The sequence below is a fragment of the Novosphingobium ginsenosidimutans genome (assembly GCF_007954425.1).
GTDB lineage: Bacteria > Pseudomonadota > Alphaproteobacteria > Sphingomonadales > Sphingomonadaceae > Novosphingobium > Novosphingobium ginsenosidimutans.
Genome location: NZ_CP042345.1, coordinates 3,042,443 through 3,059,164, shown reverse-complemented (window position 1 = coordinate 3,059,164; position 16,722 = coordinate 3,042,443). Strand labels below are relative to the sequence as shown.

At 65.1% G+C, this 16,722-nt stretch carries 15 protein-coding genes; 4 read left to right on the top strand and 11 right to left on the bottom strand.

Annotated elements, in window-relative coordinates; all coding sequences use genetic code 11:
- Positions 1-69: 69 nt before the first annotated feature.
- Together uvrC and FRF71_RS15045 are read left to right on the top strand one after the other, a co-directional pair.
- Complete coding sequence (gene uvrC / locus FRF71_RS15050) at positions 70-2,004, top strand: excinuclease ABC subunit UvrC (protein ID WP_147091424.1); 1,935 nt, start codon at positions 70-72, stop codon at positions 2,002-2,004.
- 94 nt (positions 2,005-2,098) lie between these two features.
- Entirely contained in the window at positions 2,099-2,989 is an 891-nt protein-coding gene (locus FRF71_RS15045) for an iron-containing redox enzyme family protein (RefSeq protein WP_147091423.1), read from the top strand.
- Positions 2,990-3,000: 11 nt separating this feature from the next.
- On the opposite strand, the gene FRF71_RS15040 is transcribed toward FRF71_RS15045, so the two are convergent.
- The 6 genes from FRF71_RS15040 to FRF71_RS15015 all read right to left on the bottom strand — a co-directional run bounded on the left by FRF71_RS15040 (position 3,001) and on the right by FRF71_RS15015 (position 11,585).
- Positions 3,001-4,128, bottom strand: a complete 1,128-nt coding sequence (locus FRF71_RS15040; RefSeq protein ID WP_147091422.1) for a serine hydrolase domain-containing protein — start codon at positions 4,126-4,128, stop codon at positions 3,001-3,003.
- 11 nt (positions 4,129-4,139) lie between these two features.
- A complete protein-coding gene (locus tag FRF71_RS15035; RefSeq protein WP_420359386.1) occupies positions 4,140-5,033 on the bottom strand; it encodes an acyl-CoA thioesterase in 894 nt (297 codons plus the stop codon).
- A 55-nt stretch (positions 5,034-5,088) separates the two neighbouring features.
- On the bottom strand, positions 5,089-5,928 hold the full coding sequence (locus FRF71_RS15030; protein WP_147091421.1) for a cupin domain-containing protein: 840 nt from the start codon (positions 5,926-5,928) through the stop codon (positions 5,089-5,091).
- Positions 5,925-7,100, bottom strand: coding sequence for a GNAT family N-acetyltransferase (locus tag FRF71_RS15025; RefSeq protein WP_238339291.1), 1,176 nt, complete (start codon positions 7,098-7,100; stop codon positions 5,925-5,927). The genes FRF71_RS15030 and FRF71_RS15025 overlap by 4 nt, the downstream gene beginning before the upstream one ends.
- An 82-nt stretch (positions 7,101-7,182) precedes the next feature.
- On the bottom strand, positions 7,183-9,294 hold the full coding sequence (locus FRF71_RS15020) for an alpha/beta hydrolase family protein (protein ID WP_147091420.1): 2,112 nt from the start codon (positions 9,292-9,294) through the stop codon (positions 7,183-7,185).
- Positions 9,295-9,467: 173 nt separating this feature from the next.
- Complete coding sequence (locus FRF71_RS15015) at positions 9,468-11,585, bottom strand: sodium-translocating pyrophosphatase (protein WP_147091419.1); 2,118 nt, start codon at positions 11,583-11,585, stop codon at positions 9,468-9,470.
- A gap of 199 nt (positions 11,586-11,784) precedes the next feature.
- Between FRF71_RS15015 and FRF71_RS15010 the strand changes: the two genes are divergently transcribed.
- Complete coding sequence (locus tag FRF71_RS15010; RefSeq protein ID WP_147091418.1) at positions 11,785-11,979, top strand: hypothetical protein; 195 nt, start codon at positions 11,785-11,787, stop codon at positions 11,977-11,979.
- Positions 11,976-12,932 (top strand): fatty acid desaturase, encoded by a 957-nt coding sequence (locus FRF71_RS15005; RefSeq protein WP_238339289.1) that lies wholly within the window; start codon positions 11,976-11,978, stop codon positions 12,930-12,932. The genes FRF71_RS15010 and FRF71_RS15005 overlap by 4 nt, the downstream gene beginning before the upstream one ends.
- Here the strand turns inward: FRF71_RS15005 and thiL are convergent.
- The 5 genes from thiL to hisG all read right to left on the bottom strand — a co-directional run bounded on the left by thiL (position 12,929) and on the right by hisG (position 16,711).
- Entirely contained in the window at positions 12,929-13,804 is an 876-nt protein-coding gene (gene thiL, locus FRF71_RS15000) for a thiamine-phosphate kinase (protein ID WP_147091417.1), read from the bottom strand. The two genes, FRF71_RS15005 and thiL, sit on opposite strands and share 4 nt — an antisense overlap.
- Complete coding sequence (locus tag FRF71_RS14995) at positions 13,801-14,220, bottom strand: endonuclease domain-containing protein (protein ID WP_238339287.1); 420 nt, start codon at positions 14,218-14,220, stop codon at positions 13,801-13,803. The genes thiL and FRF71_RS14995 overlap by 4 nt, the downstream gene beginning before the upstream one ends.
- Positions 14,221-14,322: 102 nt before the next feature.
- Positions 14,323-14,766 carry a transcription antitermination factor NusB gene (gene nusB, locus FRF71_RS14990; RefSeq protein WP_147091415.1) on the bottom strand — a complete coding sequence of 148 codons (444 nt, stop codon included), beginning with the start codon at positions 14,764-14,766 and terminating at the stop codon, positions 14,323-14,325.
- On the bottom strand, positions 14,763-16,058 hold the full coding sequence (hisD, locus tag FRF71_RS14985) for a histidinol dehydrogenase (protein WP_147091414.1): 1,296 nt from the start codon (positions 16,056-16,058) through the stop codon (positions 14,763-14,765). The genes nusB and hisD overlap by 4 nt, the downstream gene beginning before the upstream one ends.
- Positions 16,058-16,711 (bottom strand): ATP phosphoribosyltransferase, encoded by a 654-nt coding sequence (hisG, locus tag FRF71_RS14980; RefSeq protein ID WP_147091413.1) that lies wholly within the window; start codon positions 16,709-16,711, stop codon positions 16,058-16,060. Before hisG ends, hisD begins: the two co-directional genes overlap by 1 nt.
- Between the last annotated feature and the right edge of the window lie 11 nt (positions 16,712-16,722).

Here is a 16,722-nt window from a genome sequence, read left to right as displayed (position 1 = left end):
GCCGTGGCGAAACTGCCTGCCGGCGGCGGAAACGCGCCGGTCTTGGTGTGACTTTCGCGTGACCTTTCGATGAGCAAAGCCGGCCGCCCCGATCTGCCCAATGGCAATGACCGCTTCAACGAGGAGCGGGCGACCTATACGGTCAAGTCGGGCCAGCCGGATCTAGAGGCTGGCGTTGCTGCGATCCGCGAGGTTCTGGCCACGTTGAAGCCCAAACCCGGCGTCTACCGGATGCTCGATGCGCGGGGCGATGTCCTCTATGTCGGCAAGGCACGGGCCCTTAAGAACCGGGTGGCCAACTATACCCAGGTCGAGCGGCTGCCGCTGCGGCTGAAGCGGATGGTGGCGCAGACGCGGGCCATGACAATCGTCACCACCAACAGCGAGGCCGAGGCGCTGCTGCTCGAAGCGCAGCTGATCAAGCGCTATCGCCCGCCCTACAACGTGCTGCTGCGCGATGACAAAAGCTTTCCCTTCATCCTGCTGCGGGTCGATCACGATTTCCCGCGGATCATGAAGCACCGCGGCGCGCGCAAGGCCAAAGGCAATTACTATGGCCCCTTCGCCAGCGCGGGATCGGTCAACACCACGATCAACGCGCTGCAGAAGCTGTTCCTGCTGCGCTCCTGCACGGACAGCTTTTTCAGCCGCCGCGACCGGCCGTGCCTGCTCTACCAGATCAAGCGCTGCTCGGCCCCCTGCGTCGGGCGGATCGACGCCGCCGGCTATGCCGAGCTGGTCGGTGAGGCCAAGGATTTCCTTGGCGGCCGCAGCTCGGCGGTGCAGCGCAAGCTGGAGGACCAGATGGCCCAGGCGGCCGAAGCGCTCGATTTCGAACGCGCGGCCATGCTCCGTGACCGGCTGCGCGCCGCGACCTTCATCCAGGGCAGCCAGGCGGTGAATGCCGAAGGCGTCGGCAATGCCGATGTCTTCGCGATTGCCGAGAAGAGCGGGCAGTTCGGCATCCAGGCCTTCTTCATCCGCGGCGGCCAGAACTGGGGCCACCGTGCCTTCTTCCCCGGCCACACGGACGGGCTGACGGCGGAAGAGGTGCTGACCGCGTTCCTCGCCCAGTTCTATGAAGAGGTGCCGCCGCCGCGCTGCATCCTTGTTGATCGCGCGCTGCCCGAGGCCGAACTGCTGGCCGAGGCCTTCCGGGAAGGGGCCGGTGGCAAGGTCGAGTTGTCGGTGCCGCAGCGCGGCGATCGGCGGCGGCTGATGGAACAAGCCCAGCGCAACGCGGTCGAAGCGCTCGATCGCCGCGCGGCTGAAAGCGGCACCAAGGCCCGGCTCAACCGCGACCTGGCCGAATTCCTGGAGCTTCCCGAGCCGCCGCAACGGATCGAAGTCTACGATAACAGCCATATTCAGGGGGCACAGGCGCTGGGGGCGATGATCGTCGCCGGGCCGGAAGGTTTCATCAAGGGTCAGTACCGCAAATGGAACATCAAGACCGCCCAGACCAATGATGACTTCGCGATGATGCGCGAGGTGTTCCAGCGGCGCTTCGCCAGGGTCCAGGATGAGGACCCCGATCGCGACGGTGGGATGTGGCCCGACCTGGTCCTGATCGACGGCGGTAAGGGCCAGATGTCGGCCGCGCGCGACACGCTTGAGGACATGGGGATCGAGGACGTGCCGCTGATCGCGATCGCCAAGGGGCCCCATCATGGCCGCGAGGGGCGCGAGGTCTTCCATTTCCCTGACGGGCGCGAGAAGATGCTGCCGGAGAACTCGCCATTGCTGTTCCACCTTCAACGTTTGCGCGACGAGGTCCACCGCTTTGCCATCGGCGCGCACCGCGAGAAGCGCAGCCGGGCGATTACCGCCTCGCCGCTCGACGAAATCCCCGGGATCGGTCCGGCGCGGAAGCGGGCCTTGCTGTTACACTTCGGCACGGCGAGCAAGGTTCGCGCGGCCAGCCTTGAAGATCTCCAGCGTGCGCCGGGGGTAAGCGGGACGGTGGCCCAGACGGTCTACGATTTCTACCATCCCGGCGGCTGAGCGGGCGTCAGGACCGGCCTGCCCGACCTTTAGGAACCATGTGCAGCAGGTGAGGTTCCGGTTGGAACGTTATGTTTCAGCAGGAAATTGTATCATGGCTACCCGCGCCGAAGTTAAGCTCCGACAATCGCAGTTCAATTCCGACCTGTTCCAGCAACGCCTGGCCCAGTGGAACCGCGTACGGCTGGCGCCAGCGTTTCCAGAGGTCAACTGGCGTGACCAGCTTGAGATGGACCAGACCATGTTGCGGCTTGAGGGCGCCTTCCTTGAAGAGCTGCGCGCCGACGTCCGGCATGAGGCGGCGGCCGTGCCGACCGATCCTGATGGCTTTGTCGAATGGTTCGAAGCGCTGAAAGACGACGGTCCGGGGCAGGGCGATCCGCTGTTCCCGTGGTTGGCAGAGGATGCCTCGCGCGACGAGCTGCGTTGGTTCCTGCAGCAGGAAGCCGCGGGCGAAGCCGGCTTCGATGACCTGGTCGCGCTGACCCAGATCAAGCTTCCGGAAGGACCCAAGCTGGAGCTCGCCCGCAATTTTTGGGACGAGATGGGCCGCGGCCAGGCCGCCGGGATGCACGGACCGATGTTGGCCGGGCTGGTCGATACGCTCGATCTCGACCCGCAGATCGAAACGACGGTCTGGCAGAGCCTGGCGCTGGCCAATGCGATGACGGCGATGGCCACCACGCGCCGCTATGCCTGGCACAGTGTTGGCGCGCTGGGCGTGATCGAACTGACCGCACCGGGCCGCTCCGCCTGCGTTGCCAAGGGCCTTGCCCGGATCGGCCTGACCGAGCGCGAGCGCCGCTACTTTGCGCTCCACGCCGTGCTTGACGTCAAGCACAGCGAGGACTGGAACCGCGAAGCGCTGCGGCCGCTGGTCAGTGCAGACAGTCGCCGGGCGGCCGCGATTGCCGAGGGTGCACTGCTGCGGCTGCGCTGCGGTGCCGCGTGTTTCGATCGGTACCGCGAGCAGTTTGGATTGTAATCGGCTTCAGGTCAGATCGCGCTGTAGACTGCGGCGACAAGCGCGTTTGCGCGCGCATCGTCGCGCAGGTTCGCGTCCATGCGGTTCATCGTATAGGCGATGGTCAGCCTGTTCTCGGGATCGGCGCAGGCAAACGAACCACCCCAGCCAGAGTGCCCGAAGGCCGTCGCGATCGGGCCGAACAGCCCGCTGGAATTGAGTAGAAAGCCGGCCGCCCAGTCGCATTCCATTCCCAGTACCAGATCGGCATGGCGGATTTGCCGCGAGGTGGCTGCCGCAAGCCCCTGCGGTGAAACCAGACCGCCTTCGGGCGCAATGAGCGCCGCGTAGATTGATGCCAGCGCCCGCGCCGTGCCATGCCCATTGGCGGAGGGTAGGTCGGCATCGCGCCATGTCTTTGTCATGGCGATATCCGCCCGCAGCGGCGGGTTGCCCATGGCTGCTAACTGGGCCGCGTTGAATGTGGTGGGATCGACAGGCAAGGCCGGTGGCGGGACCAGTTCGGCGCAGCGGCTATTCTGGCTGGAATCGAGGCCGATCGCAAAGTCCAGGCCAAGCGGGCCGGCAATCTCCTCGGCCACGAATTGCCGGATCGACCGACCCTCAATCCGCCGGAAGAGTTCGGTGCCGAGGATGCCGATCGACAAGGCGTGATAGCCGCTGGCACTCGCTGGTTCCCAGATCGGAACCTGCTGCGCCAGGCGCTGCGCGGCTGTATTTCCGGACAGCAGGTCGGCCTCGGTTGCTGCCGCCGTAAAGCCACAGATTCCCGCCTGGTGTGACAGCAATTGTCCGACAGTCACCCGATCCTTGCCCGCAGCGGCAAACTCGGGCCAGAACGCGGCGACGGGCTGATCATAAGAGAACAGACCGCGATCGGCCGCCATCGCAAAGCAGGTGGCCTGTACGCCCTTGGTCGTGGACCAGACATTGACCAGTGTATCAGGGCCCCACGGACGGGTTCGCGCTGCGTCTGCCCAGCCGCCGTGCAGGTCAACGACCAGTTCGCCGTTAAGGGTTACCGCAAAAGACGCGCCGATTTCATTGTTCAGCGCGAAGTTCCGTTCGAAGGCCGCGCGAACAGCTGCGAACCGATCGGTGCAGGTTCCGCCGATCGTGATTTCGGTGCTTCCGCTCATGCCTGGTTCCTCTAGCTCTTCGGGGTCGCTCGGCGGATCATGCCTTCTTGGGCGACGCTGGCGACCAAGCGGCCATCCTGCGTGAAGATCCGCCCGCGGTTGAAACCGCGGCCGCGGTCGGACCAGGGGCTTTCGGTGGCGTAGAGCAGCCATTCGTCGGCGCGAAAATCGTCATGGAACCAAACGGCGTGATCGAGACTGGCGCTGACCACTTCGCCGCGCGCCCAGGACAGGCCGTGGGGCAGGGCGCAGGTGCCAAGCAGTGTCATGTCGCTGGCATAGGCCAGGACCGCGCGGTGGATCGCCGGGTCGTCGGGCAGCGGAGCGACGGTTTTAAACCAGGAATGCGATCGCGGCGGGGCGGGTTGCGGGTTCATCCAGTGTCGCCCCTCGACCGCGCGCATTTCGAGGGGATGCGGGGCCAGGAAGTGATGCCGCGCCTCGGGCCGGGCCTGTTCGGCAAAGCGGCGGCGCACATCGACCTCGGGCTCCAGCTCATCCGGCGGCGGAACGTCCGGCATCTCGGCATCGCGGTGCGACAGGCCCTCCTCGTGCTTCTGGAACGAGGCGGTGAGGTTCAGGATCGGCCGGCCCTGCTGGCTGGCGACGACGCGGCGGTTGGAGAACGAGCCGCCATCGAAATCGCGCGCGACCTGGTATTCGCTCGGGTGCTCCTCGCTTGCCCCGCGCAGGAAGTAGGCGTGGAGCGAGTGGGCCGCGCGGCCTTCCTCGACCGTGGCCTGGGCGGCGTTGAGCGCCTGGGCAATCACCTCGCCGCCAAATACCCGGCCGATACCGCCCTTCTTGCGGCGGCCGTGGAAGTGATCCTCGCCATCGGGTTCGACAGTCAACAGGCGCACCAGGCCGGAAACCAGGCGTTCGGGGGAGATTTCGGGCATATCCATGCCATGCCCTTTGCGGGTGGCACTCTCGCGCGTCAATCCGGTTTTAGCCGGGCAGTTAACTCCGCAACGACAGCCGCCGCATCACCCGCCAGCCAAGCGACTTGGCCGCGTTGCGGTGCGGCCAGCGGCCAGGCTGGCGGGGCCTGAGACCAATCCGCCGCAGCAGGGAGTTGAAGGCCCGCGCGTCTGCCTCGGCAAAGGACCATTCCGATCGCCAGGTGATTGAAAGCGAGACCGAAGGCTCTGGCCCATTGCGGACGAAGTGCGGCGCCATCACCGGTACGAACAGCGCCTCACCAGGCTTGAGCGGGAACTCAGTTCCGCCCACCAGCAACTCATCGCGCCACTTCAGCTCGCGCCCGCCGCCGGTGTGATAGGCCTCATGCACCTCGTCCGGGGCATAGGTGGCATCGCCCGCCAGGAACTGGGTCATCACCTTGGCGCCACGGATCTGCAGCAGGATGTTGTGCTCGGGATCGAAGTGATAGGGTGTCACGCCATTGGGGCTGGTGATGAAGATGAAGCCCTGGGTCTTCAGCATTCGGCCGGTCTTGGCTTCGATCTGCGGTTGGATTTCGGCCAGCAGGTCGGCCAGCAGCGCGGCATAGGCCGGCAACTGCTCGATGTTCTTCAATGCAGCCCACGAACCGGTCTGCTCGATTTGGCGGATAGTCTCGCCGATCGGAATGCCCGTCGGGTCTGGCTTGCCATCAATGCCGATCGGCAGGTCGGCCTGGTTGTACTCGATCGATTCTGCCGGGAGCGCTTCGGCGAGGCGGGCGAGGGCATCGAGCTCCAGTAGCGGATGGCGGCCAAGCGCATGGGCCAGCTTGTGTGGCACTTCCGGATAGTGCGCGGCAAAACGCTCGCGCTCAGCGAGGGTAAAGACGGTCATCGGCTCAGTCCTGCGGGGTGGCGGCCCAGCTCAAGTCGGAGCAAGGCGGAGAAGGCGCGGCGGCGGAGCCCACCGCCAATGCCGAGTGATATTCGTCCGATCACGCGCCGTTCGCGCCAGATGTGATCGATCATCGGGTGGTCGGCGGCAGCGCAGCTGTCGGTCCAGAAGACTTGCGGATCGTCCAGCATGGCAAGGTTGGCGCGTTGCAGCAGCACGCCAGGGGAAAAGCGGGCGAAGCGCTCGTCAAAGGCGGTCTTATAGGAGAATGCGCCGGGCGGGCTGATAAAGCTGGCCAGCATCGCCAGCGGCTCCCCGTCCAGCGCCAGGGTGAGCCGCTCCAGCCGCCCCTGGGCGGCGGCGCCGGGCAGCGCCTCGCGAAAGAGCTGCGCCGTGGTGTGGTGTGAGGCGAGCGCCGAACCGGCGCTGCCCTTCCAGCCGGAATGCTCGAGGGCGAGGAAGTCCTCGATCCATTTCTCCAGCCCGGCACTGTCGCGACTCTGGCTGATCGTAACCGCGCCCAGTTCGGACAGGCGGGCAAACTGGCGGCGCAGTTCCTTGCGCTTCTTGCCGGTCAGCGCCGCCGCAAGATAAGGCTCCGGAGCGAGCTCGGAGGCGAGCATCGCGCGCTCCTCGCGGTGGACCAGACCGGCGGGGCGGTGCTGCTGGGCACACAGTGCGGTCAGCGCACGGTGATTGGGGCCATCCAGCGGCAGGTGCGGCAAGTGCAGGAACAGGCCAGAGCTGGCGTGGCTATCAGCCCAGGCCAGCAAGGCCTGCCAGAACAGGGTTTCACGGCCCGTGGCGACCAGCGGCGCGCCGAGGAAACAGTTGCCGTGCATCCAGGCGGCCCAGTGCGGAATGAGCTTGCCATAATAGCGCGGCAGCCGGGCAAGGGGGATCAATCCGACCAGCGCGCCATCGTGATGCAGGCAAAACAATCGCACTTCGCCCGCCGGATCGTGAGCGCGCAGCGCCGGCAGCAGATACCAGGGTTCGAAGAACGGATTGGGTTCGGCCGCGATCCCAGCAAGGGCATTCCAGGCGGCGCGAAACTCCGGCCGGTCGGCGCCGCGCCAGTCGGTTACGGTTACCTGAAGAGCAGGCGCGGCAACAGGGTCGGCAGTTTGCCGCACTTCATCAGGCAGGACCAGCGATGCGCTGCTTGCCAAAGAAAACCCCCGGTTGCCGTGGCCGAATTGGGCCCGCAACCGGTGGTTTAGCTTTGAAACCCCAAGGATTGGCTAACGCGGGTTATTTCCCGCCGCCGGCCGTCCCCCCGCCGCCACCAAACAGCCGGGCCGCCATCCGCACGACGTCCGGATCGGGGTCGGGCTTCTTGGCATAGTCGGCATCGGTCGGTACGTAGGCCGGGTTGAACTTGTTCAACCAGGCCGCCGTGCCGCCCAGCCATTCAAGCCGTTCTTCCTTGGTGAAGAAGATGCCGTAGTGACCGTTCTTGGGCTGCTCGATATAGGCAAAATCAACGCCTTCGACCTTGCCTGCAGAGCGCAGGCGCGAGACCAGGGTGCGGCCCTGGGCGATCGGGACGCGCGGATCGCGTACCCCGTGGACCACCAGGATCGGTGACCAGTTGGTTTTGGTCTGGAGTGCCGGCGAAACCTCCTGCAGCGAGTTTGCCCCCTTGGCGAGGTAGTTGGCACCGAACGAGCCAAGGTAACCCTGGTCATAAGAGCGCATCATTGGCAGGTCATAGACCCCGGCACCGGCGATGGTGCAGCGCCAGCGCTGCGGATCGCGCTGGGCCGCGCGGGCCGAGGCATAGCCGCCATAAGACCAGCCCATCATGCAGGCACGAGCCGGATCGACTTCACCCTTGGCGGCGAGGTGATCGACCACGTCGTTGAGATCATCCTGCATACGGGTCCCGAAGCCATCCTTGCGGCCCGCCTTGACGAATTCCCGGCCATAGCCGCCCGAGCCGCGATAGTTTGGCTGGACAACCACATAGCCCTGTTCGGCAATTGACTGGGCCCACTGATCGTAGTCCGCATTGTCGCGCACGCCATAGGGTCCGCCGTGGGTCAGGACGACCACCGGCAGCTTGCCCTGGCCGGCGCGGAGCCGGGGCCGGGTGACGATCGCTTCGATTTCCAGGCCGTCGCTGGCCTTGTAGCGGATTGCTTCAACCGGGTTCATCAGCCCGTCCTTGATCGTCAGGCTGGCATAGCCAATCAGCTGCATCTGCCCGGTGATCGTGTCGTAGGTGTAATAGGACGGCTGCTGACGCGGCTGCGACAGCGCCACGATCAGCTTCTGGTTTTTCTCCCCGCGCGAGACGATCAAAGCGTTGTCCTTGCCAAAGCTTTCGTCAAGGAACGCCTTGATTTGCTTGAGCTGCGGATCGACGAAGTACTGGCGCGGGCGATCGGTGGTGAAGTTATAGCCCAGCAGCCTGCTGCCGTTGATATCGGTGATCACCCCATCGACATCATAGCCGGCTGGGGCAGAGAACATCTTCGACACGATCTGCATCGTGCGCATATTGGCTTTGTATACGGCGTTGAAACCTTCATGATTGCTGGTCACCACGGCCATGTCAGGTTCCTGCAAGAACATCGCCGGGCGAAGGCCGCCGCCGGCAAAATCCTTGTCAATGACCCGCTGCACGGTCTGAATCGGCTCGCCCGCTTTGGAGCGATAGAGGTACCGCTCCTCGCCGGTATCGCGATCACCACCAAAGCCCAAGCGAACTACACCGTTGCTGTCTGCCGCCCAGCCGCCAACCACTGGGTTGGGCTGCTGGACGATTTCGATCGGCTTGCCGCTGACGATATCGACCCACTCGACGCGGTCGCGGAACATCATCTCGGTGTTGCCGGTATCGACGCCGCGCGCCAGCAGGATGCGCAGGTTTTTCTCGTCGACATAAAGCACGTCGGCCGCGCCGCCGGTGGAATCGCGCCAGGCGACTGGCGTGCTCGTCCCGGTTTCAGTGTCATACGAGACCAGCCGCGACAGATCGACCCGCTGCCCGGCGATCGCCTCGCGCGAGTTGAGCGTCATCAGGATGTAGCGGTTGCCGACCCAGCGATAGCCCGCGATCGCCTTTTGGCCGGCTTCCTTATAGGTTTCGGCTGAAGCAATGACCTTGGGCTTTCCGCCATTGATCAGGTCGAGCAGCGCATAGACGAAGTCATTGCCACCGCCGAGCGTGACCATCGCCTTGGTCCCGTCAGGGGACATCCGCACCTGTGACAGGGCAGGGAGCTCGGTCAGCACACTGAGCGAGACCTTGGTCGCAACCGGCGTTCCCGGCGTGGTTTGCGCGGCAGCTGGGGCGACGAACGACAGACTGAGCACGGCAGCCAGCGCGCCGCCGAGCAGGATGTTCTTTGCAAGCACTTCCAAAACCTCCGGTTCAGGGCGCGACCCACGCGTCCCCGATGGAGCGAAACCTAACGAAACCGGCGTCGCGCGCAATGGGCCAATGGGCCTAATTCCAAAAGAAAACCCCGCCCGGATTGCGCCGGACGGGGTCTCCTTCACCTGTGGGGTGTGTGGTGGCTTGCGCCGCCTCAGTGCCCCGCCGCCAGCGCCGCGAGCAGCAGCAGCGCGACGATGTTGGTGATCTTGATCATCGGGTTGACGGCCGGACCGGCGGTATCCTTGTAAGGATCGCCAACCGTGTCCCCGGTCACCGCAGCCTTGTGGGCTTCAGAGCCCTTGCCGCCGTGGTGGCCGTCTTCAATGTACTTCTTGGCGTTGTCCCACGCGCCGCCGCCCGAGGTCATCGAGATCGCGACGAACAGGCCGCCAACGATCACGCCCAGCAGCAGCGCACCCAGCGCCGCAAAGCCATTGGCCTGACCGGCGACCGCCGTGATCACGAAGTAGACGACGATCGGGACGAGGACCGGCAGCAGCGACGGAACGATCATTTCCTTGATCGCGGCCTTGGTCACCAGGTCAACGGTGCGGGCATAGTTCGGCTTCGAAGTGCCGGCCATGATGCCCTTGTCGTTGGCGAACTGGTCACGCACGTCCTTCACCACGTCGCCGGCGGCGCGGCCCACGGCGGTCATGCCCATCGCACCGAACAGGTAAGGGAGCAGCGCGCCGAGCAGCAGGCCGACGATCACGTAAGGGTTCTCCAGGCTGAAGCTGACGACCAGATCAGGGAAGAACTCGCGAAGGTCAGTCGTGTAGGCGGCGAACAGCACGAGTGCCGCGAGGCCCGCCGAACCGATCGCATAGCCCTTGGTCACGGCCTTGGTGGTGTTGCCCACCGCGTCGAGCGCGTCGGTCTTTTCACGGACCGAATCGTCGAGGCCGGCCATTTCGGCAATGCCGCCGGCATTGTCGGTGACCGGACCATAGGCATCGAGCGCAACGACCATGCCCGCGAGCGCCAGCATCGCAGTAGCCGCATAGGCAATCCCGATCAGGCCAGCGAGCTGGTAGGCGATGATGATGCCGGCGCAGATCACGATCGTGGGCAGCGCGGTCGATTCAAGGCTGATCGCCAGGCCCTGGATCACGTTGGTGCCGTGGCCGGTTTCAGACGACTTGGCGATCGAGCGCACCGGACGATAGTTCGTGCCGGTGTAGTACTCGGTGATCCAGATGATCAGCCCGGTGATGACCAGACCCAGCAGCGAGCAGTAAAACAGCACGCGGCCGGTGAAGCTCACCGTGGTGTCGAGGATGGTGTAGCTCATCGCGGTTTCCATGTCGCCCAGCGCATAGGAAATCGCCCACCAGATCGCGCCGATCGAGAGCACGGCGGTGACCAGGAAGCCCTTGTACATGGCGCCCATGATGTTCGTGCCGCCACCCAGGCGGACGAAATAGGTGCCGATGATCGAGGTGACGATGCAGACGCCGCCGATCAGCAGCGGCAAGGCCATCATCGGGGCCAGCATATCGCCCAGGCCCTTCAGCAGCAGCGCGGTCAGCACCATGGTGGCGCCAACGGTGACGACATAGGTTTCGAACAGGTCGGCAGCCATGCCGGCGCAGTCACCCACGTTGTCGCCCACGTTATCGGCGATCACGGCCGGGTTGCGCGGATCGTCTTCGGGGATACCTGCTTCGACCTTGCCGACAAGGTCAGCGCCGACGTCGGCGGCCTTGGTGAAGATCCCGCCGCCGAGGCGCGCGAAGATCGAGATCAGCGAGGCACCGAAGGCGAGGGCAACCAGGCCATCGACCACGGTGCGGTCATCGCCGCCCACGGTAAAGCCGGCCACAGTGGTCAGGTAGTAATAGAACACCGCGATGGCGAGCAGCGCCAGGCCGGCCACCAGCATGCCGGTGATCGCCCCGGCGCGGAAGGCCAGGGTCAGACCGGCCTGCAGCCCGGTCTGGGCCGCAGCGGCGGTGCGGACGTTCGAACGGACCGAAATGTTCATCCCGATGAAGCCGGCGACGCCTGACAGGATCGCGCCGATCAGGAAGCCCGCAGCCGAGATCGGCCCCAGCGCGACGGCGACAATGACAGCGACGATGACGCCGACGATAGCAATGGTGGTGTATTGCCGCTTCAGGTAGGCTTGCGCGCCCTCCTGGATGGCTGCGGCGATTTCCTGCATTTTTGCATTACCGGCATCTGCGCCGAGTACTTGGCGGCTGGTGATGAAACCGTACAATACGGCCACCAGTCCCAGGATTATTGCGAGCGTGACGAGATCCACGAGATCGCTCCCCCTTATTATCTAATAGGAACCCCGCGAATGCGGGGCTGGGCCGGGACGCTAAAGCACGTTTTCCGGCCATGCAACGATTTCGCGCAGCCTTTTCCCCGCCACTTCCGCTAGGGGCGTTTCCGGATGGGGCAGAAGGTTGAATCCAAGGAATCTTGCGCACTTGGATGGTTTGTGGGAAGTTAACGCCATGGCCACGGTCCTCAAACAAGTGCTCGCCTGGATGCCGTTCTTCTTCGGCATCGGCTTTATCGCTCCGCTGATCGCGCAACTGATGGTGCTGTGGGATCTGCCCGCGCCGTTCGGGATCAGCCGGATTGCCTTTGGCCTGATCATCGGCGGGACCTGGGGCCTGGTTGCAAATATCCGGGGGCGCTGGCTGTGAGCGAACAAGATCTTCTCCTGCCCAATCCGGCTACGGTTGCGCCGGCTGATGATCGCGCTGCGCTCCCGCTTGGGCGCGACGGGATGGATCGGTACACCCGGCGCGATCTGCGCAAGGAAGAAATTGAGATTGCGCGGCGGTTCCATGGCGGCGCGATGTGGCCCTATGCGGTCGCGGCCTTTGGCTGTTTCGCGATCTGGCTCTCGTTCTTCCCGCTGGCGATCATGGGCGTGCTCAATCTGCCGCTCGCTTTCGTCCTGTCCTGCATCTTCTGCGTCGGCGGCTATGTGACGAGCCACGAGGCGATGCATTCGAACATCGGCCGGCCGGGCACCAAGTATCGCTGGCTGAATGAAGCAGTTGGCGCGGTTTCGACCATTCCGATCGTTTTCCCCTTCTCGATGGCGCGGCTGATGCACCTCGAGCATCACTACCATACCAACCATCCCGACAAGGATCCGGACTATACCGACGAGGCCCCCAACATGTGGCTGGCCTGGTACAAGACCTGGTACAACCGCCAACCCGGCGTCGACGGCTCGATCCACCACTACAAGCGAATCCTGGCCGAAATGGGCACGCCTGAAGCGCGCCGCGCGTTGGTCGAAACGATGATCCTTCAGTTGGTCTTCATGGGCACGCTCTTCACCATGGCCTGGAATGGCTATGCAATCGAGGCGGCGCTGATCTGGTGGCTGCCGCGTCACATCGGCCTCAGCTATATTCGTTTCTTCCTGTCCTGGGCGCCGCACCACCCGCGCGAAGGCAAGATGGGCCGTTATGAGAACACCAATGTGTTCAAGAGCCGGGTCGGCCACATCCTGTCGATGGGGATGCAGTACCACATCGTCCACCACCTCTATCCCGGCATCCCCAACCACCGGACCAAGGAAGCCTATTACGCGCTCAAGCCGATCCTGAAGGCGCGCGGGGTGGACGTTTCACCGCTTTAAGAGTGCTCGTAGCCAAGGCCCTTGGCCTCGGTCAGGGGCAGGCCATCCAGCACGACCGGGGCTTCGGCTGAGGCAGATGCCGTGCCGATCTGGAAGGCCGTGATCGGCGGTTCTGCCCCCTCGGGCAGCGTGAACAGTAACTGGTAATCCTCACCCCAGCGCAGCGCCTCGGCCCGGCGGGCTTCTGGCGCGGCGATCGGCACGGCCATGCTGTCGATAGCGAAGCTCACGCCCGAGGCGCGGGCCATACGGCTGGCATCGAGGAGAAGTCCGTCCGAGACGTCCATCATCGCCGAGACGAGCGGAGCTAGCGCCCGTCCGTCAGCCAGCCGGGCGAGCGGACGGCGGAAAGCAGCGCTGTCCGCAGCGGTGGCATCACGCAGGGCCTCAAACCCCAGCATCGCAGCGCCCACAGGGCCGGTGATCCAGATTGCATCGCCGGGCCGCGCGCCGCTCCGCGCCGGGACCGGGCGATGGGTGGCGCGGCCTAGTGCGGTGAGACCCAGCACCTGCGGCCCGGTCGCACTGATGGTGTCACCGCCGAGCAGCGGCACGCCAAAGTGCACCAGCACCTCCTCCAGGCCCGCCAGGAACCGGGCATCGTCCGGACCGAACTGATAGCCCAGCAGCACGCCAAGCGGTTCGGCCCCCTTGGCGGCCAGATCGGAGAGATTGGAGGCAACCAGCTTCCACGCGACATCGGCTGCGTCCTGTCCGGGCAGGAAATGCACCCCCTCGGCCATGGCGTCATGGGTCAGGATCAGCGTTTCGCCGCCGATCTCTAGCACCGCACAATCATCTGCCAGACCGCGCGCGGCGGGATGCGTGGCTATTCCACGCAGCGCGGCAATAAAGGCCGCCTCGCGGCTCATCGAGCTTCTTCCCCCTCGATGGGGGAAGGATACGGAGACTTGGCGGAACGCCTAGTCGTAGTTGGATGGGGGTGCGTTTGCCCGACAAGATCAAGTAGCCGAGCCAGGCACCCTTCGGAATTCTCCAGCACTTCGTTGTTCCAGAAGCGGGCAACGCGATAACCCTCGTGCTCGATCGCCGCAGTACGGACTGCATCGCCAGCTTCGGAATGCTGTCCGCCATCCAGTTCGATCACCAGCCGAAGCCGATGGCTCGCGAAGTCGGCGATGTAGTGGCGAATGGGAACCTGCCTCCGCCATCGGCCTTCGGGAAACCCTTCGCGCAGCAAGCGCCACATGCGCAGCTCTGCCGACGAGGCATTCTGCCGAAGTTCGCGTGCGCGAACGGTCGAGATGCCAGGCGGATGCTTCTTCATCGGATGCCTCTCTAGCCGAGAGATCACCCCCATCCAACCTGCGCTAGGCGACAAGTCGCCAAGCTGCGGTATCCTTCCCCCATCGAGAGGGAAGGGAGGGTGTCAGCCGCGCACGTCCTTCGCCACGGCATCAAGCACGCCGTTGACGAACTTCGCCTCGCGCGCCTCGAAGAAGGCGTGGGCGACGTCGACATATTCGCTGATGGCCGTGCCGGTCGCCACGTCAGCGCGAGCGAGCAGTTCCCAGGCGCCGGCGCGCAGAATCTGGAGCATGGTCTTGTCAAGCCGCTCCAGTTTCCAGCCTTCGGCAAGGCGCGCCTCTAGCAGAGCGTCAATCTCCTCGTAGCGGGCGATCACGCCCTGTACGATCGCGTCGAAAAAGGCGACTTCGGCCTCGGCGTACTGGTCCCCTTCGATCTCGGCGCCAAGGCGGTGGCGATGGAACTCGTCGAGCAGCGAGGCCAGCGGCGTGCCTTCCATGGCGTGCTGGTACAGCGCCTGCACCGCCGCAAGGCGGGCGGCTGGGCGGGCTTTTGACTTGCTCATATTCCCAGTCTCACTTCGATCGAGCGCGCATGGGCGGTCAGCCCCTCGGCATTGGCCAGCTCCACTGCAGCCGGGCCAACGGCCTTCAGCGCCTTGGCATCAAGCTGGATGAAGCTGGTGCGCTTCATGAAATCAAGCACCGACAGCCCGGATGAAAACCGCGCGCGGCGTCCGGTGGGCAGTACGTGGTTGGGCCCGGCAACATAATCACCAACGGCTTCAGGCGTCATCCGGCCAAGAAAGACCGAGCCGGCGTGGCGGATTCGTTCGAACAGCGCCTGTGGATCGTCGGTGGCGATCTGGACGTGTTCGGCGGCGAGCGCATTGGCGAGTGCCGGGGCCTCGGCCATCAGGTCGGCCACTTCGATAATCGTGCCGTGGGTGTTCCAGCTCTCGCTGGCGACGCGGGCGGTTGGCAGCATGGCCAATTCGACGCCAATCCGGTCCGCCACCGTATCGGCGAAGACCGGATCATCGGTAATCAGGATCGACTGGGCCGAGGGGTCATGTTCGGCCTGGCTCAGCAGGTCGGCGGCGGTCCATTCCGGCGAGTTCTGGCCATCGGCGATCAGCAGGATCTCGCTCGGTCCGGCGACCATGTCGATCCCGACCACACCGTAAAGCTGGCGCTTGGCTTCGGCGACCCAGGCGTTGCCGGGGCCAACGATCACATCGACCGGCTTGATCCGTTCCGTGCCATAGGCCAGCGCGCCGACCGCTTGGGCGCCGCCGATCCGCCAGACTTCATCGACGCCGGCCAGGTGCGCGGCGGCCAGGACCAGCGGGTTGACCTGGCCCTTGGGGCTGGGAGTGACGACGACCAGCCGCTCGACCCCGGCAACCTTGGCCGGAATCGCGTTCATCAGCAGCGAAGAAGGATAGGCCGCGCGGCCGCCCGGCACATAGAGCCCGGCGGCATCGACCGCCCCCCAGCGCGCGCCCATGCGCACGCCATGCTTGTCGGTTTCGTCGCGATCGGCCGGCTTCTGCCCTTCATGGAAGGCGCGGATGCGCTTGGCGGCAAGTTCCAGCGCGGCGCGCAGGTCCGGTGTGAGGTTGTCGAAGGCTTCGCGGCAGGTGGCGGCATCGACCTGCCAATCGGCATCGCTGGCCAGCTCGTGCTGGTCGAACTTGCGGGTCAGCTCGGCCAGCGCCGCATCGCCGCGGGCGCGGACATCGTCGAGGATGATCTGGACATCGCGGCTGACATTCTCGTCGCTCTCGCGGCGGTCGGAAACCAGCTTGCGGAAGGCAGCGTCAAAGCCGGGGTCGCGGGTGTTGAGGCGCAGCATCAGGCGGCCTCCGCCGGTGCGGCCAGCGCACGGAACGCCTCGACCAGCGCGCCCACCCGGGCGTCGGTCTTGAGCGCGGCGCGGTTGACGATCAGCCGGGCCGAAACGTCTAGGATCGTGCTGGTCTCAACCAGGCCGTTGTCCTTGAGCGTGCGTCCGGTCGAAACCAGATCGACGATGCGGCTGGCCAGCCCCAGGCCCGGCGCCAGTTCCATCGCGCCGTTGAGTTTCACGACTTCGGCCTGAACCCCCATCCGCTCGAAGTGGCGGCGAGTCAGGTTTGGGTACTTGCTGGCGACGCGCAGGTGGCTTGAAAGCGGCGCGCCAGCCTGGCCTTCGGGTTCGGCCACCGACAGCCGGCAATGGCCGATCGCCAGGTCAACCGGCGCGTAAAGGTCGGGATAGGCGAACTCTTCCACCACATCCGAGCCGACGATCCCAACCTGTGCGGCACCGTGGGCAACGAAGGTCGCGACATCGAAGGCGCGTACGCGGATCACCCGCATGTCTGAGCCTTCGCAGGCGAAAGAGAGGGCGCGGTTGCCCTTGTCGTGGAACCCTGCCTCTGGCACCACACCGGCGCGGGCCATCAGCGGCAGCGCCTCGTCGAGAATGCGGCCCTTGGGCACGGCGAAGGTCAGCGGGTTCGACATAGCGCCGCGCG

Excerpts from the sequence above, each read along its gene's own strand:
- uvrC (WP_147091424.1), top strand. The coding sequence starts at position 70 with ATGAGCAAAGCCGGCCGCCCCGATCTGCCCAATGGCAATGACCGCTTC.
- FRF71_RS15045 (WP_147091423.1), top strand. The coding sequence starts at position 2,099 with ATGGCTACCCGCGCCGAAGTTAAGCTCCGACAATCGCAGTTCAATTCC.
- FRF71_RS15040 (WP_147091422.1), bottom strand. The coding sequence starts at position 4,128 with ATGAGCGGAAGCACCGAAATCACGATCGGCGGAACCTGCACCGATCGG.
- FRF71_RS15035 (WP_420359386.1), bottom strand. The coding sequence starts at position 5,033 with ATGGATATGCCCGAAATCTCCCCCGAACGCCTGGTTTCCGGCCTGGTG.
- FRF71_RS15030 (WP_147091421.1), bottom strand. The coding sequence starts at position 5,928 with ATGACCGTCTTTACCCTCGCTGAGCGCGAGCGTTTTGCCGCGCACTAT.
- FRF71_RS15010 (WP_147091418.1), top strand. The coding sequence starts at position 11,785 with ATGGCCACGGTCCTCAAACAAGTGCTCGCCTGGATGCCGTTCTTCTTC.
- thiL (WP_147091417.1), bottom strand. The coding sequence starts at position 13,804 with ATGAGCCGCGAGGCGGCCTTTATTGCCGCGCTGCGTGGAATAGCCACG.
- FRF71_RS14995 (WP_238339287.1), bottom strand. The coding sequence starts at position 14,220 with ATGAAGAAGCATCCGCCTGGCATCTCGACCGTTCGCGCACGCGAACTT.
- nusB (WP_147091415.1), bottom strand. The coding sequence starts at position 14,766 with ATGAGCAAGTCAAAAGCCCGCCCAGCCGCCCGCCTTGCGGCGGTGCAG.
- hisD (WP_147091414.1), bottom strand. The coding sequence starts at position 16,058 with ATGCTGCGCCTCAACACCCGCGACCCCGGCTTTGACGCTGCCTTCCGC.
- hisG (WP_147091413.1), bottom strand. The coding sequence starts at position 16,711 with ATGTCGAACCCGCTGACCTTCGCCGTGCCCAAGGGCCGCATTCTCGAC.